At 68.3% G+C, this 22,771-nt stretch carries 17 protein-coding genes; 4 read left to right on the top strand and 13 right to left on the bottom strand.

What is annotated here, in order from left to right; genetic code table 11:
* Positions 1 to 2 precede the first annotated feature (2 nt).
* Positions 3 to 476 (top strand): NUDIX hydrolase, encoded by a 474-nt coding sequence (locus ACWPKK_RS08265; RefSeq protein ID WP_452002708.1) that lies wholly within the window; start codon positions 3 to 5, stop codon positions 474 to 476.
* On the opposite strand, the gene ACWPKK_RS08260 is transcribed toward ACWPKK_RS08265, so the two are convergent.
* The 9 genes from ACWPKK_RS08260 to hisS all read right to left on the bottom strand — a co-directional run bounded on the left by ACWPKK_RS08260 (position 424) and on the right by hisS (position 13,680).
* Positions 424 to 1,296: an EAL domain-containing protein gene (locus tag ACWPKK_RS08260; RefSeq protein WP_324871128.1), complete on the bottom strand. Its 873-nt coding sequence runs from the start codon at positions 1,294 to 1,296 to the stop codon at positions 424 to 426. The genes ACWPKK_RS08265 and ACWPKK_RS08260 overlap by 53 nt on opposite strands.
* A gap of 199 nt (positions 1,297 to 1,495) precedes the next feature.
* On the bottom strand, positions 1,496 to 3,166 hold the full coding sequence (locus tag ACWPKK_RS08255) for a Na/Pi cotransporter family protein (protein ID WP_452002703.1): 1,671 nt from the start codon (positions 3,164 to 3,166) through the stop codon (positions 1,496 to 1,498).
* A gap of 150 nt (positions 3,167 to 3,316) precedes the next feature.
* Positions 3,317 to 4,417, bottom strand: coding sequence for a redox-regulated ATPase YchF (gene ychF, locus ACWPKK_RS08250; protein ID WP_324871126.1), 1,101 nt, complete (start codon positions 4,415 to 4,417; stop codon positions 3,317 to 3,319).
* A 104-nt stretch (positions 4,418 to 4,521) separates the two neighbouring features.
* Positions 4,522 to 5,094, bottom strand: a complete 573-nt coding sequence (gene pth / locus ACWPKK_RS08245) for an aminoacyl-tRNA hydrolase (RefSeq protein ID WP_310112770.1) — start codon at positions 5,092 to 5,094, stop codon at positions 4,522 to 4,524.
* Between the two features lie 90 nt (positions 5,095 to 5,184).
* Complete coding sequence (locus ACWPKK_RS08240) at positions 5,185 to 5,781, bottom strand: 50S ribosomal protein L25/general stress protein Ctc (RefSeq protein WP_324871124.1); 597 nt, start codon at positions 5,779 to 5,781, stop codon at positions 5,185 to 5,187.
* Between the two features lie 495 nt (positions 5,782 to 6,276).
* Complete coding sequence (locus ACWPKK_RS08235) at positions 6,277 to 7,899, bottom strand: hypothetical protein (protein WP_452002698.1); 1,623 nt, start codon at positions 7,897 to 7,899, stop codon at positions 6,277 to 6,279.
* Positions 7,900 to 8,139: 240 nt separating this feature from the next.
* Positions 8,140 to 9,108 carry an SDR family oxidoreductase gene (locus ACWPKK_RS08230; protein WP_452002695.1) on the bottom strand — a complete coding sequence of 323 codons (969 nt, stop codon included), beginning with the start codon at positions 9,106 to 9,108 and terminating at the stop codon, positions 8,140 to 8,142.
* 79 nt (positions 9,109 to 9,187) lie between these two features.
* Positions 9,188 to 12,232 (bottom strand): transglycosylase domain-containing protein, encoded by a 3,045-nt coding sequence (locus tag ACWPKK_RS08225; RefSeq protein WP_452002692.1) that lies wholly within the window; start codon positions 12,230 to 12,232, stop codon positions 9,188 to 9,190.
* 98 nt (positions 12,233 to 12,330) lie between these two features.
* Positions 12,331 to 13,680 carry a histidine--tRNA ligase gene (gene hisS / locus ACWPKK_RS08220; protein WP_452002689.1) on the bottom strand — a complete coding sequence of 450 codons (1,350 nt, stop codon included), beginning with the start codon at positions 13,678 to 13,680 and terminating at the stop codon, positions 12,331 to 12,333.
* Between the two features lie 193 nt (positions 13,681 to 13,873).
* Here hisS and ACWPKK_RS08215 point away from each other — a divergent pair, with 193 nt between their 5' ends.
* The gene (locus ACWPKK_RS08215; RefSeq protein ID WP_452002686.1) at positions 13,874 to 14,467 is read left to right on the top strand and encodes a hypothetical protein; all 594 of its coding nucleotides are present in this window, start codon (positions 13,874 to 13,876) and stop codon (positions 14,465 to 14,467) included.
* Between the two features lie 63 nt (positions 14,468 to 14,530).
* On the opposite strand, the gene ACWPKK_RS08210 is transcribed toward ACWPKK_RS08215, so the two are convergent.
* Entirely contained in the window at positions 14,531 to 15,658 is a 1,128-nt protein-coding gene (locus tag ACWPKK_RS08210; RefSeq protein WP_452002683.1) for an aldose epimerase family protein, read from the bottom strand.
* A 301-nt stretch (positions 15,659 to 15,959) separates the two neighbouring features.
* Between ACWPKK_RS08210 and pyrC the strand changes: the two genes are divergently transcribed.
* Positions 15,960 to 17,015, top strand: a complete 1,056-nt coding sequence (gene pyrC, locus ACWPKK_RS08205; RefSeq protein ID WP_452002680.1) for a dihydroorotase — start codon at positions 15,960 to 15,962, stop codon at positions 17,013 to 17,015.
* A 44-nt stretch (positions 17,016 to 17,059) separates the two neighbouring features.
* Here pyrC and tcuB read toward each other — a convergent pair whose 3' ends face one another.
* The 3 genes from tcuB to xseA form a co-directional block, all read right to left on the bottom strand.
* Complete coding sequence (tcuB, locus tag ACWPKK_RS08200; protein ID WP_452002678.1) at positions 17,060 to 18,193, bottom strand: tricarballylate utilization 4Fe-4S protein TcuB; 1,134 nt, start codon at positions 18,191 to 18,193, stop codon at positions 17,060 to 17,062.
* Positions 18,180 to 19,547 carry an FAD-dependent tricarballylate dehydrogenase TcuA gene (tcuA, locus tag ACWPKK_RS08195; RefSeq protein ID WP_452002675.1) on the bottom strand — a complete coding sequence of 456 codons (1,368 nt, stop codon included), beginning with the start codon at positions 19,545 to 19,547 and terminating at the stop codon, positions 18,180 to 18,182. The genes tcuB and tcuA overlap by 14 nt, the downstream gene beginning before the upstream one ends.
* 162 nt (positions 19,548 to 19,709) lie before the next feature.
* Complete coding sequence (xseA, locus tag ACWPKK_RS08190) at positions 19,710 to 21,374, bottom strand: exodeoxyribonuclease VII large subunit (protein WP_452002673.1); 1,665 nt, start codon at positions 21,372 to 21,374, stop codon at positions 19,710 to 19,712.
* Positions 21,375 to 21,447: 73 nt separating this feature from the next.
* On the opposite strand from xseA, the gene purD reads away from it, so the two are divergent.
* A complete protein-coding gene (purD, locus tag ACWPKK_RS08185) occupies positions 21,448 to 22,734 on the top strand; it encodes a phosphoribosylamine--glycine ligase (RefSeq protein ID WP_452002670.1) in 1,287 nt (428 codons plus the stop codon).
* The last annotated feature ends 37 nt before the right edge of the window (positions 22,735 to 22,771 follow it).

Below are 22,771 nucleotides of genomic sequence, written 5' to 3'. Positions count from 1 at the left end.
TCATGTCCACTGTTCCGCCCGACCGTTCCAGCCGCGAATATCCCGACCGTCCCTGGGTGGGGGTGGGGGTGGTCGTCTGGCGCGGGGACCGGGTCCTGCTGATCCGGCGGGGCAAGGCGCCGCGGCTGGGGCAATGGAGCCTGCCGGGCGGGGCGCAGTCGGTGGGCGAGACCGTGTTCGAGACGGCGATCCGCGAGGTGCGGGAGGAAACCGGGCTGGAGGTGGTGCCGATCGGCATCGTCACCGTCGTGGACGCCATCACCCCCGATGCCGAGGGCCGCGTCCATTACCACTACACGCTGGTTGAGGTTGCCGCTGAAAGCGCGGAGGGCGATCCGCTCTGTGCCGACGACGCGCTGGAAGCCTGCTGGGCCACCGCCGACGAAGCCGGCGAATTGACGGAGTGGGACGAGACCCGGCGGGTCATCCTGATGTCGGCGGAACAGCGGAAGGCCCATCCGGCTTCAGGCCGATGACGACGCTGCGCTCGGCCAGGAACTCAGCCACGCCGTCGGCGGTCAGCGGTCGCGACAGCCAATAGCCCTGCAGCGTGTCGCAGCGGTAGGCCTGGAGGTACAGGCGCTGCTCGGCCGTCTCCACCCCCTCCGCCACCACAGCGAGGTCGAGGGCGTGGGCAAGCGCCACCACCGCCTGGACGATGGCGGCGGCGTCGCGGTCCTCCACCATTGCCTGGACGAACTGCTTGTCGATCTTCAGCGCTTCCACCGGCACCCGGCGCAGGGTGGCAAGCGACGACCAGCCGGTCCCGAAATCGTCCAGCACCATCCGGATCCCGGCGCCGCGCAGCTGCAGCAGGGCCTCCCGCGCGTCGGCGGTCTGGCTGAACATCGCGGTTTCGGTCAATTCCAGCTTCAGGTTGGCGGCGGGCAGGCCGGTTTCGGCCAGGATCCCCAGCACCTTCAGCACCAGACCCGGATCGTCGAGCTGACGGGCCGACAGGTTCACCGACACCGGAACGTCGACGATGCCGGCGCGAAGCCAGCCGGCCGCCGCCGTGCAGGCGGCGCGCAGGGTCCATTCGCCCAGCAGGTGGATCGCCTCGCCCTGTTCGGCCATCGGCACGAAGACGTCGGGGGGCAGCATGGTGCCGTCGGACAGGCGCCAGCGCGACAGCGCCTCGAACCCGGTCAGGCGGTTGGTGAAGACGTCGGCCTGCGGCTGGAAGACCAGCGACAACTCCTGCCGGTCGATGGCGTCGCGGACCCGCTCGACGAATCCGGCGTCGGATGTCCCCGGCGTATCGGGCCCGTTCGACGTCGCGTGCGTGTTCGCCACCGTCCGCTCCATTCCGCCAACCTTTGCCGGTCGCTGCCCGGCTCTCCCTGGCATAACAACCACAGCAATGGTTTGTTAACCATGTCGCGAAAGAGCTTGACGAATTTTATATGGTTACAAAAGGATTAACGTTGCTGGGCTGGTGACAAGAAAGAGGCGAAGCGTGGGCAATGCCGCACCTCATCCTTGGGATGGGAAATCACCCACGGGTTGCCTCATGCTTGAGTCGGCTGGGCAGCAACTCCCCCGATTTATCGAGCACCGGGTAGGCGGCGGCCACCAGATGGGCATTGATTCGGCGCAGGTCGCGCAGGATGTCCAGATGCAGGGCGCTGGTTTCCACGCTTTCGGTCCGTCCGGCGCGCAGGCGGGCGAAATGCGCCTCCGTTGCACTGGTCTCCAGGTCGCGGATCACCTCCTTCTCGCGCATCAGCGCGCGGGCGGAGCGGATGTCGGCGGACACGAAGACGGCGGCGGCCAGCCGCTGGGTCTCGCTCAGCCGTTCCAGCATGCCGGCGATCTCGGCCGCCCCTTCGGTGGAAAAGCGCAGCTTGCGCCTGATCTTCTTCGAAGCGGCCTCCATCAGGTTGCGGTCGACGATGTCGCCGACATGTTCGAGGTTGATGGTGAAGGTCAGCACGTCCGATACCCGGCATGCATCCTGCTCGTCGAGATCCTCGACGTTGATCTGCGTGAGGTAACGCTTGATCGCGTCGTGCAGCCGGTCCAGCACGTCGTCCATCCGCCGGATCTCCTGCACCCGCTTGCGATCGTCGGTCTGGAGGACGTCCAGCGCGCCGCGCAGCATGCTGTCCACCGTGTCGGCCATGCGCAACGCCTCGCGCGCCGCGTTTGCGATGGCGAGGTGGGGGACGCGGAGCGCGCTGCGGTCGAGATAGAGCGGCATCGCCGGATCGGCGACCGCCACCCGTTCCGGGAACAGCCGGGTCAGCGCCCGCGCGAACCAGGGCAGGGGACCGATGAACAGCGCGGCCATCGCCAGATTGAAGGCGAGGTGGAAATTGGCGGCCAACCGCGTCGCATCCGGTGACACCATCTGCAGCCCGGCGGTGATCGGCCCCAGCAGCGGCACGACGATCAGGCAGCCGACAAGGCGGTTGACCAGGTTGCCCACCGGCAGCCGTCGGGCCGCCGGATTGTGGCCGTCGCCGCCCGGTCCTTCGATGACCGGGTTGACGGCGCTGCCCAGGTTGGCGCCCGCCACCATGGCGACCGCCGCCTCCGGCCCGATCACCCCGCCGCCGGCCAGCGAGGCGATCAGCAGGATCGCGGCGACGCTGGAATGGGCGGCCCAGGACAGGATAGCGGCCAGCATCACCGCCACCACCGGATCGGCGGTGAGCATGCCCAGCATCCGGCGCAGCAGCGGCGCGTTCTCCGCCGGGGCGATGGTCGCCAGCAGCAGGTGCAGCGACAGCAGCATCAATCCCAGCCCGATGGCGACCCGGCCCAGGTCGCGGCTGCGCGTCCGGCTGCCGCGGCGGAAGGCGAGGAAGCCTCCCAGCAGCAGCACCGGCGCCACATGGGAAACGTCAAAGGCGAGGACCTGAACGATCAGGGTGGAGCCGACATTGGCTCCCAGCATCACCGCCAGCGCCGGCATCAGCGACACCAGCCCGTTGGCGGTGAAGCCGGCCGCCATCAGGCCGGTGGCGGTGCTGCTCTGCAGCAGCATGGTGATGCCCATGCCGGACAGGAAGGCGGTCCAGCGGTTGCGCAGCCCGGCCCCCAGGATGCGGCGCAGGTCGCCGCCCAGCGCGCGGGTCAGCCCGCTCTGCACCATGTGCAGCCCCCACAGGAGCAGCACGACGTTCCCGGCCAGCTCCAGCAGCACCCGCGTCGCCTGCATCGCACCCCCTGTGTCGGATCGGGGATGCGATCAGGCCGCACCCCTAACTGAAGGGTGGGGTGTGCTGATTGTTACGACAATATGACAGTTGGGTGACAGCGGAAGTGGAATGGGGGCTGTTACGCCCCCGTCCCCTCAAACCCCGTCTGATCAGACGTTGAAGCGGAAGTGGAAGATGTCGCCGTCCTGGACGACGTATTCCTTGCCTTCCTGGCGCATCTTGCCGGCGTCCTTCGCCCCCTGCTCGCCACCCAGCGTGACGTAGCTGGTGTAGTCGATGGTTTCGGCGCGGATGAAGCCGCGTTCGAAGTCGGTGTGGATGACGCCCGCCGCTTCCGGCGCCTTGGCGTTGCGGCGCACGGTCCAGGCGCGCGTCTCCTTGGGGCCGACGGTGAAGAAGGTGATCAGGTCCAGCAGCTTGAAGCCGGCGCGGATCAGCTTGTTCAGGCCGGTTTCCTCCAGCCCCATCGACGCCAGGAACTCCGCCTTCTCGGCCGGGTCGGTGAGCTGGGCGACCTCGGACTCGATGGCGGCGGAGATCACGACGACCTCGGCATTCTCGGCCTTGGCCTTCTCGGCGACCTTGGCGGAGAATGCGTTGCCGGTGGCGGCGGACGCCTCCTCCACGTTGCAGACATAGAGGACCGGCTTGTCGGTCAGCAGCATGAACTGCTTGAACACCGGCCGCTCCTCGTCCGACACCTCGACCACGCGGGCGGGCTTGCCGTCCTGAAGGACCTTCAGGGCGCGCTCCATCAGGTCGGCCTTGATCTTGCTGTCCTTGTCGCCGCCCTTGGCCTTCTTCTGCAGGCTGGTCAGCTGGCGTTCCAGGCTTTCCATGTCGGCGAGCATCAGCTCGGTCTCGACCACCTCGGCGTCGCGCAGCGGGTCGACGCTGCCCTCGACATGGGTGATGTCGTCGTCCTCGAAGCAGCGCAGCACATGGACGATGGCGTCGACCTCGCGGATGTTGGCGAGGAACTGGTTGCCCAGCCCTTCACCCTTCGACGCGCCGCGGATCAGGCCGGCGATGTCCACGAATTCCAGCTGGGTCGGGACGACCTTCTGCGACTTGGCGATTTCCGCCAGCTTGTCCTGCCGCGGGTCGGGCACGCTGACGCGGCCGACGTTCGGCTCCTTGGTGCAGAAGGGGAAATTCGCCGCCTCCGCCGCCTGGGTGGCGGTCAGCGCGTTGAAAAGGGTCGACTTGCCGACGTTCGGCAGGCCGACGATGCCGCAATTGAAGCCCATGGGTGGGTGCTCGCCGTCGGAAATGCTGGAATTGTTGCGCTTTATCCTACGAAGGGGGGCAAAGCGCAAACGCGAAGTGGGGGAGGGGACGGGCAGGCCGCGGCTTATCGCGCCTGCGTCGCCACCGTCACCTTGTTCATGAACAGCTCCGGCTGGCCTTCCACCATCAAGGGGAGGTTGTCGGAGACGGCGTCGAGCAGCGGGTCGATCCAGCCCTGGTCGGCCTTGGCGAAGTCGTGCAGGACATAGCCGCTGACCAGATCCTTGTTGCCGGGATGGCCGATGCCCAGCCGGATGCGCCAGTATTCCTTGCCGATATGCGCGTCGATGGAGCGCAGGCCGTTGTGCCCGCCATGGCCGCCGCCCTTCTTCACCCGGATCTTGCCGGGAGGCAGGTCCAGCTCGTCATGGATGACGACGACATTCTCGGGCTTCAGCTTGTAGAACTGCAGGGCCGCCACCACCGACTGGCCGGACAGGTTCATGAAGGTGGCGGGTTCGAGTGCCAGCACCTTGTCGCCGGCGACGGTACCCTCGGCGGTCTGGCCCTGGAAGCGCTTCTTCCACGGGGTGAAGCGATGGCGTTGGGCGATGGTCTCCACCGCCATGAAACCGATGTTGTGGCGGTTGCGGGCATACTCGTTGCCGGGGTTGCCCAGTCCGACCAGAAGCAGCATGTCCCCCACCCTTTGGAAAGCACTCTCCACAAACGAAGCGGGGGGCCGAAGCCCCCCACTGTAACCATCGTCGAAGAACGGACGCTCCGGTTAGGAAGCGGCGCCCTCTTCCGACTTCAGGCCCGACGGAGCAACGATGGTCGCGATGGTGAAATCGCGGTCGGTGATCGTCGAGGTCACACCCTCCGGCAGCTTGACCGAGGAGATGTGGATCGAGTCGCCGACGTCGAAACCTTCGCACGAGATCGTGATGCTCTCGGGAATGTTGTCGGCCGGGCAGCTCAGCTCTAGCTCGTGACGGACGATGTTCAGCACACCGCCGCGCTTCAGGCCGGCCGACTTGTCCTGGTCGACGAACTCGACCGGAACCTGCACGTTGGTGCGGGTGTCGGCCGAAACGCGCAGGAAGTCGACATGCAGCGGGAAATCGGTCACCGGGTGGAACTGCACGTCGCGCGGCAGGACGCGATGGGCGGCGCCGTCGACGGTCACCTCGAACAGGTGCGTGAAGAAGCCCGGCTGATGCAGGACGCGGGTGAACTCGAACTTCTCGAGCGAAATGGTCAGGGGAGCCTGCTTGCCACCGTAGATGACGGCCGGAATGCGGCCGTCACGGCGGGTCTGGCGGGCGGTCCCCTTGCCGGCCCGTTCGCGCGTCTCAGCGCCGAGCGGAATGATCTTGGTCATGACGATGCTCCAAAACGAAAAGGGCGCCGGCCTCCAGGGGTGCCGACGCGTGCGCGGCGTGCTTACGGCAATCGGGGGGCTGCGTCAAGAGGCGTAGCGGGATTTGGGGGGATCGCATTTGGGCGCAAATCCCAGAAGAGCCCCTCTCCCCTTGCGGGAGAGGGGTTGGGGTGAGGGGCGCAAATTGGAATTGTCATCGGCCTACGGCCGAGCTCCCCCCTCATCCCAACCCTTCTCCCGCAAGGGGAGAAGGGCATACGAGACGGATGCGTTGACGCTCCAATCTCAAATGCCATTGCCATACAGGATGCCACATGAACCGGCGGCGAATGGAACGTTTGAAACAGCATGAAACAGGTTCCGCGACCCTGTTCAGTGTTCACTTCCCAGGGTGGGGACGCCGCATGCAGGATCCTCCATGGACGGGGAGTTGATCCGTCCACCCTACCACGGGCGGCGGGACGGCTTAAGCAATCCTGGAAAACGCGCCTCCGGTCAGGTCACCGCAAACCAGGCGGACGTGATGTCGTCCGCCGCGATGCCGGCCAGCGTCAGGCTGCCGGAGCCCCTGAAATCGACCACGGCGTCGCCCGATCCGTTGGAGCGGACCCGCCAATGGTGACCGCCGGCAAGGCCGATGCGGTCGCCTTCGGCGAAGTCGAAGTCGGTGACGAGATCGCGGCCAGCGGCCCGGCCGGTCACGAACAGATCCGCTCCCTCGCCGCCGGTCAGCGTGTCCTTTCCCCGTCCGCCTGACAGCAGGTCGTCGCCGGCCCCGCCGGCAAGCAGGTCGTTGCCCGACCAACCGCAGAGCGTGTCGTCGCCGCCGCCGCCGGTCAGCGTATCGGCCCGCCGCGTGCCCCGGATTTTCCGGCCGGGCTCCGTCCCCAGCGTGGCGACGAAGACGTCCAGCAGGAGGCCGTTGGCGTCGTCCGGCGACAGGTCGGGGGCGGCGCTGCCGAAGGCGACCCGGCTGCCGTCGAAGGAAACGCTTGCCGCATCGCCCCAGTTCACCCCGCTGCCCGTCCGGCCGTCCGGCGACAGGCTGACCAGCGTGATCTCTCCGCTGGTCAGGTCCTTCAGGAACACGTCGGTCAGACCGTTGGTGTCGTCAGGCACGAGGTTGGTGGCGCTGCTGACGAAGACCACCTTCGTTCCATCGCCGGACAGGTCCGCGTCGCCCGACCAGCCGTTGGACTGGACGCCCGCGGCGGTCTGGCTGACCAGAGTCAAGGTGCCGGTCGCCAGATCCTTCACGAACACGTCGTCGGTGTCGTTGAGTTCGTTCGGAACCAGATTGTCGGCGGCGGTGACGAACACGACCTTGCTGCCGTCGGCCGAGAAACCCATTCCGCCGGACAGCCGGTTCGGCTGGGTTCCGTCCGCCGCCTGGCTGACCAGCGTGACTTGGCCCGTGGCCAGATCCTTGAAGAAGGTGTCCATCTCCCCGTTCACGTCGCCGGGCACGAGGTTGGTGGCCGAACTGGTGAAGACAAGCTTCGATCCGTCGGCCGACAGCAAGGGTGAGACGCTATAGTCGTTGGTCCGGGTGCCGTCTGCGGTCTGGCTGGCCAGGGTAACGGCCCCTGTGGATAGATCCTTCACGAAGATGTCGCCGTGGCCGTTGGTGTCGCCGGGCACGAGATCGTTGGCCCTACTTTCAAAAGCCACGATGGTCCCGTCGGCGGACAGGGCCGGAAACGAGCTGACTCCGTTGGCGGAAACACCGCCGGCCGTCTGGCTGACCAGCGTTACCTGTCCGGTGACCATATCCTTCACGAAAACGTCGAAGGTGCCGTTCGTGTCGTTGGGAACGAGCGAATCCGCATCGCTGGCGAAGGCCACCATCGTTCCATCGGCCGACAGGGCGTATCTGAAGAAGCTGCCTTGCGCGACCGTGCCATCGGCGGCGGTGTTGACCAGCGTGATGGCGCCGGTCGTCAGATCCTTCAGGAAGAGGTCGTACTGGCCGTTGGTGTCGCCCGGGACCAGATCGCTGGCACCGCTCTGGAAAACCACCTTGGTTCCGTCGGCGGAGATCACCGGGGCTGAGGAGTTGGAGTTTCCCCCGACGCCCTCCGCATTCGAACTGGCAAGCTCGATGTCGAAGACAGGCATGGCGTATCCTCCCCCGTGCCCGTCCTGGGGCTTCGGTGTCGTGAAGGGTCCGAAGGATGGCGGGGGCAGTCCTTCTCCAGCGCCGCTCCGGCATCAATTCGCGGTCGTTCGCCGTCCGCCACCGATCGAGATCAGGCAGAAATGTTCGCGGATTGATTGTAGCGGAAAGCAGCTTCCGGCGCGGTGAAATTATAGGTTACAGACAGTCCCGATCGGTGCAAGCGGAAGCTGCAAGAGCGGTCAATGCCGCCGCAATCCGCGGTAGGCGGCAAAGGCGGCCACCGCAGCGCCGGCCATCAACACCGGCGAAACCCAGGCGGGCGGCGGGGTGTAGAAACCACCGGTGATGTCCCGGCCCCGTTCCACCGGCTGGAACAGGTTGCCGTCGTCGTGCGGGGCCGGGGGCTGGCGGTCGAAATGGCGGTGGGCGCCATAGCCGGCCACCGCCTCCACCAAGCGCGGCGCCACGGCGTGGCCGAGCCGGGCCAGCGGCGTCAGCGCCCCGACCATGGCCTTGGCGCGCGGACGGCGGGCGACCGCCACCATCGTCGCCGCAACGTCCTCGGGATCGTCGTAGATCGGGCCTTCCGGCGACAGCTCGTGCCCGGTGTAGTTGGCGCCGTGCATCATGCCGGGCGTGTCGGTGAAGGCGGGATAGACGCCGCAGACATGCAGGTCGGGGCTGTCGACCAGCTCCGCCCGCAGGCTTTCCAGCATCCCGTCCAGCCCGTATTTGCTGGCGGCATAGGCGGCGGCATAAGGCGCCGGCGCGAAGGCGCCGACCGAGACGGTGGCGATGAAGGTGCCGTGGCCTTGGCGGCGGAAGAGGGGCAGCACCGCATGGGCGCCGTGGAGCGGTCCCAGCAGGTTGGTCTCGATCACCCGGCGGTGCGCCTCGATGGGAGTGTCCTCGAAGCGGCCGACTGCGCCGACGCCGGCATTGGCGATCCAGATGTCGATGGAGCCGAATTCCTGCACCGTCCGCTCGGCGAGGCGCTTCACCGCGTCGGCATCGGTGACGTCGGTGGGGATGACGACGGCGCTGGCGCCAAGGTTGCGGCAGTCCTCCGCCACCTCCTCCAGCAGTTCCTCCCGGCGGGCGGCCAGCGCCAGCCGGGCGCCTTCACGTGCAAAGGCCAGCGCGGTGGCCCGCCCGATCCCGCTCGATGCTCCGGCCACCACGACGGTGGCGCCTTGCAGATCCTGCATCTCTCTGCCCTCCGGCCTGCGCTGTATCGACAGCCTCAACAGGAGGGGGCGGCGGTTGTCGCGGCGTTTTTGGTGGCCCTTACAGACCGGCCGGCGCCGGGCGGGTGTCGGCGGTGCGGGTGGTGCCCTGGTCGACCAGGGGCTGTAGCGCGGGAGCGAGGCTTTTCAGCAGCTGGGCCGGCAGGGCACTGGTGAAGCGGTAGTCGTCGGCCTCCGGCCCCTGGACGAAGGCGGTCATGGTGCCGAAGAAACGGTCGCCGATGTAGAAGACGAAGGTTGCCGTGCGGGCCACCGCCTTCGATTCAAGCAGCACGCCACCCGGACCCCAGCGCTCCAGCCGGTGGTCGCCGGTGCCGGTCTTGCCGCCCATCGGGACCGCCGCGCCTGACTGGTCCTTGAAGGAGCCCCAGACCCGCTTGGCGGTGCCGTTCTGCGCCACGTCCATCAGCGCGCGGCGCAGGGTGGCGCAGACCTCCGGATGCAGCACGCGCTCGCCCTTCAGCGGACCCAGGCCCAGCTTCGTCTCGTAGGGCGTGCCGGCGGCGAAATGCAGCGAGCGGATGCGCACGGTGGGCTGGCGCACTCCGTCGTTCAGGATCAGCCCCATCAGTTCCGCCAGCGCCGCCGGACGGTCGGCCGAACTGCCGATGGAGGTCGCCAGCGACGGCACCAGCGTGTCGAAGGGATAGCCGACGCTGCGCCACTGGGCGGTGATGCGCTTGAACGCCTCCTCCTCCAGCCCGATGCGGATGCGGGTGTTCTGGGCGGCCATGCCCTTCTTGAACAGCCAGCGGTAGCTTTCCTGGCGCTGGTCGGCGCTGGCGGCCAGAATTTCGGCCCGTGTCGCGTTGGGATTGTTCTGGAGGTGGGCGATCAGCCACAGTTCCAGCGGATGGACGCGGGCGAGATAGCCGAGGTCGTTCAGCGGGAAGCGGTCCGGCCCGTATTTGGCGTAGAGCGCCGACAGCTCGTCGTCGGACAGCGTCTTGTCCGGCAGCCGGGCGCGCAGGAAGGTGGAAAACTCGGCAAGCCCGGCCTTGGGCCGCACGGTGCGGAAGACCACCGCCAGCCGGTAGGGCACCGGTCGCGAGCGGGTCGCCAGCCGGGCCAGCGCCTCGTCGGGCGTGCGCCTGCGGTAGTCGTTGTAGAAGCGGTTGAGGAAGTCCGATCCCTCGCGGTCGGCGAAGCGGGCCAGATAGGCCTGTCGGGCGGGGTGGTCGGGCGTGCGCAGGATCTCGGCGCCGTCGTCGGCGCCTTCGTCCATGTAGAACTGGACGATGTCGCGCATCAGCCGGATGAAGGGCAGGTTGACGCTGCTGCGCAGCGCTTCCTGTATGGTCAGGATGCGGCCGTTGTCGTCCTTGTTGAAGTTCACGAAGCTGTGCTGGCCGCCGCCGGTGAAGAACACCTCGCCCGGGCTGGCGGAATAGCGCCGCTCCATCGCCGCATCCAGCATGGCCGGCAGGCGCCGGTCCGGCGCGGTCGTCAGCCAGGAGGCCGCCCAGCGCGTCAGGTTGTCCGATGCCTCGGACTCGACGTCGGCCAGGAAATCCTTCGGCAGATGGGCGTAGCGGCTGTGCAGCTCCGCCACGATCTGCAGGTAGGTGGTCAGCGTGCGCAGCTTGGCGGTGGAGCCGAGGTCCAGCTTGGCGCCTTCGTTGATGTCCAGCGGCTGGTCGAGGTTGTCGGCCTGGACGCGCAGGTAGTTGGCCTCGGCCCCCCGCTCGTACAGCGTGATCGAATAGACCAGCTTGGACAGGTCGTTGTTGCGGGCGTCCAGCAGCCGTTCGCCGGTCAGCCCCAGCGTGCGGGCATAGTCGGGGTCGTTCAACTTGCCCAGCACCTCCACCACGCGGGCCTGCGTCTCCGCATCCAGGGTCGATTGCGCGGTCAGGTCGAGCCGGTCGAGCTGGTAGAGGCTCTGCACCCCCAGCATGCCGAGCAGCCGGGCACGGACGGCGTTGGTCGCCTTCTGCTCGATGAAGGAGGTGGCGGGGGGCATCGGCGCCTCCTCGCGGAAGGCCAGCCGGATGGCGAGCGCGGCGTCGCGCAGTGCCGGGTCGATCACGCCGGCCTGGGCCAGCGCCCGCAGATGGGCGTCGGCCAGCCGGTCGAGCGCCACGCGGTCCTGGATCAGGTAGTAGGACGGCCGCCGCTGGGCCAGCAGCAGCCCCAGCACCTGCTTGTAGGCCAACGCCTTCAGCCGCAGGGCGCGCGGCTCCGCCGCGGGTTCGGACAGCACGCGCTTGGCGATCGACAGGTCGGTGCCGAACCAGGCCCACAGCCCGTCGCCCAGCCCGTTCACCTCGCCGAAGCCCTGCCGCGCGGTCAGCGGGGTGGAGTTCAGGTAGTCGACCAGGACGCGCCGGCGCGCCTGGGTGGTGTCCTCGCCGTCGCGATAGGCGCGGACGCTGGCCGACGCCATCTGGCGCAGCTTCTCCACGCTGCCGGTGGTCTGTCCGTCCGGCGAATGGCGGTACTTCTCGATCTGGGTGGCGAGCGTCGAGCCGCCGGGAGAGCGCTGGCCCGGCCGGATCATCTGCAGCGGCAGCATCGCCACCGCGGCGCCGAAGCGGTCCCATTCCACCGCCGGGTTGCGGCGCGGCTCGTCCTCGTTCAGAAGCTCGCGGTTCTCGATGAACAGCAGGGTGTCGGCGACCAGCGCCGGCACATCCTCGAAGCCCTCGAACACCCGCTCGGGGAAGCGCGCGGCGTACATCGGCACGCCGTTGCGGTCGAGCAGGGTCAGGCCGGCCTGGGTCTTTTCCCGGTAGATCGGAAAGCCGCCGCCAGCCATGAAGCGGTCGAGCGCCGGGGACAGCACCGCCTGCTGTTCGACCGCATAGATGTCGCGGGTCAGCGTGTCGAGATAGCCGGGCAGGGCGGTGTAGCCGAGGCGTTCGTTATAGGGTCCATGGGCGGGATAGCGCGCCGCCGCGTTGGGGCCTTCGCGCAAGGACACGGTCATCGACTGGGCGACGCCGGACAGCAGCCGCGCCTGGAGCCGCGACGTTTCCATCTCGCACCAGCCGGCATAGCCGGCCGCAGCCACGGTGGTCGTCAATGCGACCCCGATCACCGCCCGCCGCGCCCAGCGCCCCGCCTGCACCCACGCCTTTGCCATACCGGATGCGTGCCCCCTGCCGTCCGACCCACGTGATCGGTGTAGGTCGGAACGGTAGGGGATTCATGGTTAACGGGGGGTTTAAGGACAGCCCCTTCTCACCCCTCCAGCAGCGCCTTCGCGCGCGTCGCCAGTTCGGCCAGCGGGACCTCGACCTGTTCGCCCTTGACCAGATGCTTCAGGGTCGCGGTGCCGCGGGCCTTCTCGTCGGAGCCCATCAGCAGGACGACGGGGATGCCGGCGCGGTCGGCGTATTTCATCTGCTTGGCGATCTTGCCGCCGTCCAGCTGGATTTCCGTGTTGATGCCGGCGGCGCGCAGCTCGCTCGCCATGCGGAAATAGTCGGCGGACAGGGCGGGGTCCATCTGCGTCACCAGCACCTGGGCGGTGGGGGCGGCGTCCTTGATCAGGCCGGCCTCCATCAGCTGGTAGAACAGGCGGGTGGCGCCGATGGAGATGCCGACGCCCGGCAGCTTCGACTTGGTGTAGTGGCTGGCGAGATTCTCGTAACGCCCGCCCGAGCAGACCGAACCAATGCCGGGATGGTCGTTCAGGAAGGTCTCGTAGACGGTGCCGGTGTAGTAATCGAGGCCCCGCGCGATGGCGAGGTTGATGCGCACCGTCCCTTCCGGCACCTGGAAGGCGTTCAGCCCCTCGATGACGGTGGTCAGTTCGCCCACGCCCTCGCGGAAGGTGGCGTTCTCGATGTCGAGGGCGCCCAGCGCCGCCAGCGTCTCCGCATTCGTGCCCTTCATGTCGATCAGCGACAGGATGGTGTCGGCGGCATGTTCGGTCACGCCGAGGCCGAGCAGGCTGGCGCGCACCTTGTCGCGGCCGATCTTGTCCAGCTTGTCGATCTCGCGCAGCACCAGCACGCGGGTGTCGGCGTCGGCGACGCCAAGGCCGTCGAGCAGGCCCAGCAGGATCTTGCGGTTGTTCACGTTGATGGTGAAGCCGCCGAAGTTCAGCTCGGTGAAGACATGGTGGATGACCGCCGGGATCTCGGCGTCGTAATGGGCGGACAGGCTGTCCTTGCCGATCACGTCGATGTCGCACTGGTAGAATTCGCGGAAGCGCCCGCGCTGCGCCCGCTCGCCGCGATAGACCCGCTGGATCTGGTAGCGGCGGAACGGGAAGGCGAGGTCGCGCTCATGCTCCGCCACATAGCGGGCGAGCGGCACGGTCAGGTCGAAGCGCAGGGCCAGCTCCGGCTTGTTGCCCTGCTGGATGGCGCCGGTCGACTGGACGAAATAGACCTGCTTCTCCGTCTCGCCGCCCGACTTGGTCAGCAGCGTGTCCACCGTCTCGAACACCGGGGTTTCGACGGGGACGAAGCCGAACCGCTCGTAACCGCGGCGGATGGTGTCCAGCATGCGCTGGAAGGCCACCTGCTGGCGCGGCAGCAGCTCCATCGTTCCGGGCGGGGTGCGGGGCGTGATCAGGCTCATCGGAGAAGGTCCGCGCTTGGATAGGAAAAGCGTGCGTTTTCTAGCCCCTTTCGCCGGCCCCGTCACCTGCAGCGGAGAATTTTTCGGGGGACACGAAAATTTTTTGGAAGGGCGTGGAATGAACGGGGGCGGGGCTGCGTTCATCTAAGCACGATCCCGCAGCGCGGATCGCTCACCGAAATGGAGAAACCAAATGTCCGGCACCGTCTTTGGGTCGCGTATCCGCTCGTCCGTTTCGACCTTTGCGTTCGTCGCCCTGATGGCGACGGCCCCCGTGCTGAGCGCGGGCGCCGCAACGGTCGCACCGGCCGCTCCGGCCACGCCGGCCCCCGCCGCGACGACCGACTCCACGACGACCACTCCCGCCCCGGCTCCGAAAGCCGAGCAGAAGGCCGTCACCAAGAGCGAGGCCACCAAAACCGAAGCCACCAAGATCGATGCCCCGAAGGCCGACGCCACCAAGGCGGATGCCACCAAGGCCGACGCCGGCAAGACCAAGCATGAGCAGGTCGCGGCCACCCCGAAGGCCGAGGTGACCAAGACCCAGGCCGACGCCGTCGCCAAGGAGCTGGGCGCCAAGCCGTCCGACCAGCTGTCGGTCCAGCTCGGCAAGTATCACGAGCAGATGCTGGCCGCCCACGCGCTGAAGGACGGCGCCGCCCGCGACAAGGCCGTCGCCGAAGCGCGCCAGCAGCTGGCCTCCATCGGCGGCAAGCCGGTGACCGCCGAGCAGGCCGCGAAGATCGACGGCATCCTGGGCGTGAAGACCTCGACCAACATCCAGTAAAGCCGACGAAAGCGGCCGCCCCCACCCGCCAACGCCGGCCGACGGGTGGGGGCGGTCCGATCGTCAGCTTTCGGTCAGGAACTTGTAGGTGATCCGGCCGCTGTAGGTCTCACCCGGCCGCAGCACCGGCGACGGGAAGTTCGCCTTGTTGGCCGAGTCGGGGAAGACCTGCGGCTCCAGGCAGAAGGCTTCCTGCAGGCCGTAGAGATGGCCGCCCTTGCCCTGGTCCTTCGGCACCGCGCCGGCCAGGAAGTTGCCCGAGTAGAACTGGATGCCCGGCTGCGTACCGTAGACCTCCATCACGCGGCCCGACACCGGCTCCGCCACGCGGGCCATCAGGCCGTATTCGCCCGGCTTCTTGTCGATCACGAAATTGTGGTCGTAGCCCTTCACGAAGCCCAGCTGGTCGTAGCTGGAGGTGATGCGGGCGCCGACCACCTGCGGCTTGGTGAAGTCCAGCGGCGTGTCCTTCACCGGCCGGATTTCTCCGGTGGTGATCAGCGTCGAGTCGACGGGCGTGAAGGCCGAGGCGTTGACCTGCAGCCGGTGGTCCAGGATCTTGCCGTTGCCTTCACCTGCCAGATTGAAGAAGACGTGGCTGGTGAAATTGACGATGGTCGGCTTGTCGGTCGTCGCATCGAACGAGATGTCCAGCGCGTTGTCGTCCGTCACCTTGTAGACGACGCGGGACGGCACGGTTCCGGGATAGCCTTCTTCGCCATCCTTGTAGGTGTAGCGCATCTCGACCGTCTGCGGGTCGATCTGCTTGGCGTCGAACACGACGAAGCGGCTGCCCTTCTTGCCGCCATGCAGGCTGTTCGGGCCGTCGTTGAGCGAGGCCTGATACTGTTGCCCGTCGATGGCGAACTTGCCGCCACCCAGCCGGTTGGCGTAACGGCCAATGAAGGCGCCCATGGAGGGCTGGCCGGTCATCACCTGATCGAGGCCTTCATAGCCGAGCGCCACGTCGCCGAGCTTGCCGTTGCGGTCGGGAACCAGGATCTGTTCGACCTTGGCGCCATAGTTGGTGATCTTGACCACCATGCCCTTGGCATTGGTCAGGGTGTAGAGATCGACCTGCTTGCCGTCGATCTCCTTTTGGAAATTCTCCCGTTTCAGGTCGACATAGCCGGCCGGCTCGCCGGACGCCGCCAGGGCGCCGGTCGACACGCCGACCAGAAGCAGAAACACGCCACTTGTCCATTTCCTCATGACGCAACCCTTGCTTTGTCGTTGCTTTGGAGTGGGGCAGGTGCCCTCGTGTCGAGGCGGGAGACAGGCGCCGCACCGCGTCGGCACGCCTGTAACATGCTAATATATCAAAGAAGCGACCAAGGCTCTTCCGGGCGGGTCAACCTTGGGCGGCGCTTTTGCCGCAGCGCTGTGAGGAACGAGGGGAAGGGACCGCCTCTGTTGAGTAGCGGCGGCGATGGCGATAGAACGTCGTCCATTCCTTCACCGCCCCCTCGACTCCAGCGCCGGGACCTCTGCCATGCCCAACGACCGTCTTGTCATCCGCCGTCCCGACGACTGGCATGTCCATCTGCGCGACGGCGCCATGCTGAAGGCGGTTCTGCCTTTCACCGCACGCCAGTTCGGCCGCGCCATCGTGATGCCGAACCTGAAGCCGCCGGTGGCGACGGCCGCGGATGCGGTGGCCTACCGCGAGCGCATCCTGGCGGCGCTGCCGGACGGCGTCGCCTTCACCCCGCTGATGACCGCCTACCTCACCGATGGCACCGACGCCGCCGATCTGGCGCAGGGCTTCAAGGACGGGGTGTTCGCCGCCGCCAAGCTCTACCCGGCCAACGCCACCACCAACAGCGCCCATGGCGTCACCGACATCGCCCGCATCGCCCCGGTGCTGGAGCGGATGGCGGAAATCGGCATGCCGCTGCTGATCCATGGCGAGGTGACCGACCAGTCGGTCGACATCTTCGACCGCGAGGCGGTGTTCATCGACACCATCCTGGCCCCGCTGGTGGAGCGCCATCCGACCTTGCGGGTGGTGCTGGAGCATGTGACGACGGCGGATGCCGTGCAGTTCGTGCGGGCGCATGCCGCCGGCGGCCGGATCGGCGCCACCATCACCGCGCACCATCTGCTGATCAACCGCAGCCACATCTTCCAGGGCGGCATCCGCCCGCACCTGTACTGCCTGCCGATCGCCAAGCGCGAGACGCACCGGGTTGCCCTGGTCGAGGCGGCGATCTCCGGCGAAGGCCCCTTCTTCCTGGGCACCGACACCGCCCCGCACACCGTCACCGCCAAGGAATCCGCCTGCGGCTGCGCCGGCTGCTTCACCGCCGCCAACGCGCTGGAACTCTATGCCGAGGCCTTCGACGAGGCCGGGGCGCTCGACAAGCTGGAGGCTTTCGCCAGCCTGAACGGCCCGCGTTTCTACAACATGCCGGTCAGCGAGGAGCGTGTGGCGCTGGAGCGCCGCCCGTCGGTCGCTCCCGACCTGATCCTGGTCAGCGAGGGCGATGCCGTCCTGCCCTTCCGCAGCGGCGAGACCCTGCGCTGGAGCTTCGCCGGCCCGGTCTGAGGCGAACAGGGCTGAGGCCGGGCCGTACCGGTCTTCCCGCCCTTTCAGGCGGGCGGCCGGTTGTGCGCCTCGGCCTGCCGTTCCATCGCCGCCCGCAGCAGGGCGGCGATGCGGAACGGCGCGTGCAGGAACTTGCCATAGGGCAGAGTCGCGAAGACGCCGAGCACGATGCCGAGATGGACCAGCAGCAGCGGTCCCATCGCCGCCGTCTCGCGCAGAGCCAGCAGGGCGAAGCCGCTGGCCGCCGTCAGGAACAGCAGCGCCAGCAGCGCGTAGTCGGCGCCGGTCACGCTCGCCGCCACCGGACCCGGATCGGCCCGGCGCTTCAGCAGGGCAAGTCCGGCGGTGCCGGCCAGCATCCCGGCCCCGCCCAGGCTGCCCAGCAGGACCGGCAGGCTGAAAAGCGGATAGGGCGCGTGCCAGCCCAGCAGATGGTCGTACAGCGTGGCGACGCCGGTGGCGGCGAAGCAGAGCGCCACGCCGTAGAACAGCGCATGGTGGCAGCGCCGCCGCGCCTGGGACAGCCCGCCATCCCGCCCGTCGCATCCTGCCCCGCCGCCGCCGAGATTGCGCAGGGTGGCGGCATCGCGCAGCGTCTCCCGCAACACCGGCAGAAGCGACACGCCGGAGGGCGCCGGCCCCATGCTGCGCCAGAATGCGGCGACGCTGAAGCCGATGGCCATCAGTGACCACAGCATCACGATTCCGGCGAGTGCGGCCATGATCTCCCACGGCACCACCTGGTAGAAAGCACCGGGGCCGGAATGGCGTCCGAACAGTGCCTCGGGCGGAACCGCCAGGAACGCTGCAAATGAGAGGATCGCGACCGCCAGCAGGGCGGCGGCTACGACCGCTCGCCCTGAATAATGCAGGCGGCCCCGCAGGACCGGCGGCCAGGCATGGTCACGGTAGGAGTCCTGCCGGACCAGACTGAGGCTCTTCGGCAGGTTGACGCCGAAGGCGTGCGGCGGGGCGTACTGGCAGGCGTGATAGCAGGACCGGCAACTGTGGCAGAGGTTCGCCAGGAAGACCAAGTCGGCCGTCCCCACCTGCCGCCGCGATTTCAACGCCCGGAACACGGCACAATAGCCGTTGCAGTATTGGCAGGCGTTGCAGATCTCCAGCGCCCGCCGCGCTTGCGCCGCGATCTGCTCCCGCGGACCGTCAGTGCAGGGCATAGGCCGCGGCCTCCCGCCCGGCGATGCGCCCGAACACCGCACCGATGGACATGGCGCTTCCGGCCAGATAGCCGCGGCCGAGGATGTTGGGCGCCATGATCACGCCCGCGGCAAAGATGCCGTCGATGGCCTCTCCCTCCTCCCGCAGGACCCGCGCATGTTGATCGACCCGAACGCCGAGGCAGGTGGAGGTGACGCCGGCCCGCATCGGATAGGCGCCGAAGGGCGGAACCAGGATCGGCGCGGCGAGCCGCGTCTTCGGCGGCTGGATTCCCATGGTGGAGCCGTCGCCTCCGATAGCGGCGTTGAACTCGCTCACCGTTGCTTCCAGCGCTTGGCGATCGATGCCCAGCTTTCGCGCCAGTTCGCCGATGCCGTCCGCCCGGATTGCCGGGAAAATGGAGGGGCGAAAGCGCTGCTCGATGGCGGCATCGAAGATCGAGAAGGCGGCGGCGCCTGGACAGTGCGTCACCCGATTCCCCCAGACCGAGAAGCGCGTCGGCCCGGTGTGGGAGCCCTCGTCGGCGAAGCGGCGGCCGTCGCGGTCCACCACGATGCCGTGGGCGATCCCGTCCAGCCGGGTGACGATGCCGGCGTCGAAGCCGGGGGAGCGGCTGTCCACCGCGACAATGTGGCAATGGCCGGCGGCACCCACCGGCCGTGCCCCGTCCTCCAGCAACGCCCTCAACATGGTGCCCGTTGCATGGGGGGTGCCGCGGATCACGAAGCCGTCGGCCGCGTCGCCCCACTGGTCGCGCAGCCAGCCGCGGTCGGCCTGGAACCCGCCGGAGGCGACGACGACCGCACGCGCCCGGATCACGCGCATGGCCCTGGGATGGCGGACGGTGACGGAGGGCAGCCCGTCCTTTGCATGAAGCGCGCAGGCCTCGCTGTCATAGTGGATTGTGATGCCCAGCGCTTCGGCGGTGGCATAGAGCGCATTCACCAGCGCCTTGCCGCCGCCGAGGAAGAACGCGGTCTTGCGGGAATAGGGCAGGGCGTCGTCGGCGCCGCTCTGGAACCGCACTCCGTTTTCGCCCATCCAGTCGATGATTCCGGCGGACTCGGCGATCAGCAGGCGCGCCAGCCTCTCGTCGGCCGCGCCGTCCGTCACCGCTTCCAGGTCGGACCAGTAATCCGCCGCCGGATAGCGGCCCTGAAGCCAGGGCGTCGGCCCGTCATGCATGACGCGGAAATTGCGGGAGTGGCGGGCGTTTCCGCCGCGCAACGCCTTGGGCGCGCTTTCCAGCAGGGTGACGGCGGCACCGGAGCGGCGGGCGGAAATGGCGGCGCAGAGCCCTGCGTTCCCGCCCCCGATCACCAGGACGTCGCAGTCGCGCGGGACAGTCGTCATCGATCAGCCATCGGAGGGCGGCTCGCCCCGGAATGTCCGGAGCGAACCTGAGAAGCCGATGGCTTTAGTCCCGGCGGATGCCGCCTGGGAAGGGCCGCCGCCTGCGACGCCCTGCGACACATTGCAGCGGCCGGCAGGGCAGCGGCCGGCACGCCGAGGTCGTCAGAACAGGCTGCCCTGCACCGGGGCCACCCGCGGCTTTGCCTTCTTTTCCGGCTTCGGCTCGGGCTTCGGCTCGGGCTTCGGCTCGGGCTTCGGTTCGAGCTTGGGCTCGGCCTTCGCCTCCGCCTTTGCCTCCATCTTCGGCGCGCCGCCGTCGATGGTTGCGGCAACTTTGGCGTCATCGGCGAAGACGATGTTGACGGCCAGACCCGGCACCGCCTGATCGGCACGGGTGACGGGACGGCCGTCGCGGTCCTCGACCAGGGCGAAGCCGCGGGCCAGCACGCCCTTATAGCTGTAGCTTTCCAGCAGTTGGCCGAGCGACGCCAGCTTGGCCGCCTTGTCGGCGACGCCCTTGGCATAGCTGCGGTCGAGGCGCGGCGTCAGGTCGGCGACGCGGCGGGTGCCCTCGTCCAGCTTCACCCGCGCCGGGGTCAGCGACAGCCGGCCGGCGACGCGCTCGAACCGTCCGCCGGCGGTGGTCAGGGCATGGCGCAGACCTGAGTCGAGCGCCCGGCTCTCCGACGCCAGCTTTTGCCCGGCCTGGGCCAGCTTCTCGCGCGGGTGGCGCAGCTTGGCAGCCAGTTCGCCGACGCGGGTGCGGCGCCGCTCCAGCAGGGCGGAGGCGGCGAGGTTCAGGCGTTCGGCCCGGTCGTCCAGCCGCTGGGCGTGACCCTCCAGCAGGGCGCGGGGATCGCCCAGCCCGCGGGCCAGCCCCTCCACCCGGTTGCGGCGGTCCTCTACCGCGCGCGACGCGCAGGCGAGCAGGCGGCGCTCGTCGTCGAGGATTTGGGCCATCAGTTCGCCACGCACAGGCACCGCCATTTCCGCCGCGGCGGTCGGAGTGGGCGCGCGCAGGTCCGACGCGAAGTCGATCAGGGTGGTGTCGGTCTCGTGCCCGACGGCGGAGATCAGCGGAATGGCGCTGGCCGCGGCGGCGCGGACGACATTCTCCTCGTTGAAGGCCATCAGGTCTTCCAGCGAGCCGCCGCCGCGCGCCACGATGATCAGGTCCGGGCGGGGAACGCGCCCCCCCGGCTGGATGCGGTTGAAGCCCTCGATGGCCGCAGTCACCTCGGCCGCCGCGCGCTCGCCCTGGACGGCGACCGGCCACAGCAGGACATGGCGGGGGAAGCGGTCGTTCAGCCGGTGCAGGATGTCGCGGATGACCGCCCCGGTGGGGGAGGTGATGACGCCGATCACGTCGGGCAGGAAGGGGATACGCTTCTTGCGGGCGGGGTCGAACAGCCCCTCCGCCGCCAGCCGGCGCTTGCGCTCCTCCAACATCTTCAGCAGCGCGCCTTCGCCGGCCAACTCCATCGACTCGACGATCAGCTGGTATTGCGAGCGGCCGGGATAGGTCGTCATGCGACCGGTGACGATGACCTCCAGCCCTTCCTCCGGCCGGACCGCCAGCTTCGCCATGGTGCCGCGCCAGCACACCGCCTCGATCACCGCGGTGTCGTCCTTCAGGCGCATGTAGCAATGGCCGGAGCTGTGCTTCTTCGGCTGGCTGATCTCGCCGCGGACGCGGACGAAGCCGAATTCCTCCTCGATGCTGCGCTTCAGCCGGCGGGCGAGGTCGCCGACGGTGAATTCCGGCAGGTTGGAGCCGGGGCGCGGCTCCGGGGCGATCAGGGGAGTGGAGTCGGAGTCGGTGGTCATGGCGCTCTTGAGTTGGGGCGCCGCCATGATACAAGGCGCGCAGTTCGCAACAAGGCGGAAGGAGCGCCACCCCATGAAAGTCCTCGTCGTCGGATCGGGCGGTCGTGAGCACGCGCTCTGCTGGGCCATTTCCAATTCGCCGCTGTGCGACGCGCTCTATTGCGCGCCGGGCAATGCCGGCATCGCCGATGTCGCCACGCTGGTGGCAATCGGGTCGGAGGATGTCGACGCGTTGGTGCGCTTCGTCCAGGACAACGCCATCGACTTCGTCGTCGTCGGACCGGAAGGCCCGCTGGTGCTGGGGCTGGTCGACCGGCTGACCGCACTGGGTGTCAAGGCCTTCGGGCCGAGCGCCGCTGCGGCGGAGCTTGAGGGCTCCAAGGGCTTCATGAAGGACATCCTGGCGAAATACGGGGTGCCTACCGCCTTCTACGAACGCTTCAAGGATCCGGAAGCCGCCAAGGCCTATGTCCGCAAGCATGGCGCGCCCATCGTCGTGAAGGCCGACGGTCTGGCCGCCGGCAAGGGGGTCACCGTCGCCCGCACCGAGCAGGAGGCGTTCGAGGCCATCGACGACGCGCTGGTCGGCGGCCGCTTCGGCGCCGCCGGTGCCGAAGTGGTGGTGGAGGAGTTCCTGGACGGCGAGGAGGTCAGCTTCTTCGCCCTGTGCGACGGCGAGAACGCGCTGCCGCTGGCCTCGGCCCAGGACCACAAGGCGGTCGGCGACGGCGACACCGGCCCCAACACCGGCGGCATGGGCGCCTATTCCCCGGCCCCGGTGCTGACCCAAGACCTGCAGGACCGCGTGATGCGCGAGATCATCCTGCCGACGGTCAAGGGCATGGCGGCGGAAGGCAAGCCCTTCAAGGGCGTGCTGTTCGCCGGCCTGATGATCATGCAGACGCCGGACGGCGCGGTGCCGAAGACGCTGGAGTTCAACGTCCGCTTCGGCGATCCGGAATGCCAGACCCTGATGATGCGGCTGAAGTCCGACGCGCTGGCGGCGCTGGTGGCGGCGGCCGACGGGGTGCTGGACAGCATCGACCTGCGCTGGCACGACCAGACCGCGCTGTGCGTGGTGATGGCGGCCAACGGCTATCCCGGCGACTACGCCAAGAACACCGAGATCCGCGGGCTGGACAAGGCCGGGGCGGTGGAGAATGTGACCGTCTTCCACGCCGGCACCAAGCGGTCCGAGGACGGCCGGGTGCTGTCGGTCGGCGGCCGCGTGCTGGGCGTCACCGCGCTGGCGCCCACGGTGGCGGAGGCGCAGGCGGCGGCCTACAAGGCGGTCGACGCGCTGGACTGGCCGGACGGCTTCTGCCGCCGCGATATCGGCTGGCGGGCGGTGGGGCGGTAAGCAGCTACAAAAATAGTCCTGAAAGGGCTATTTTGGG

It is taken from the genome of Azospirillum largimobile (assembly GCF_977007025.2).
This window is presented reverse-complemented; position numbering and strand designations above follow the sequence as displayed.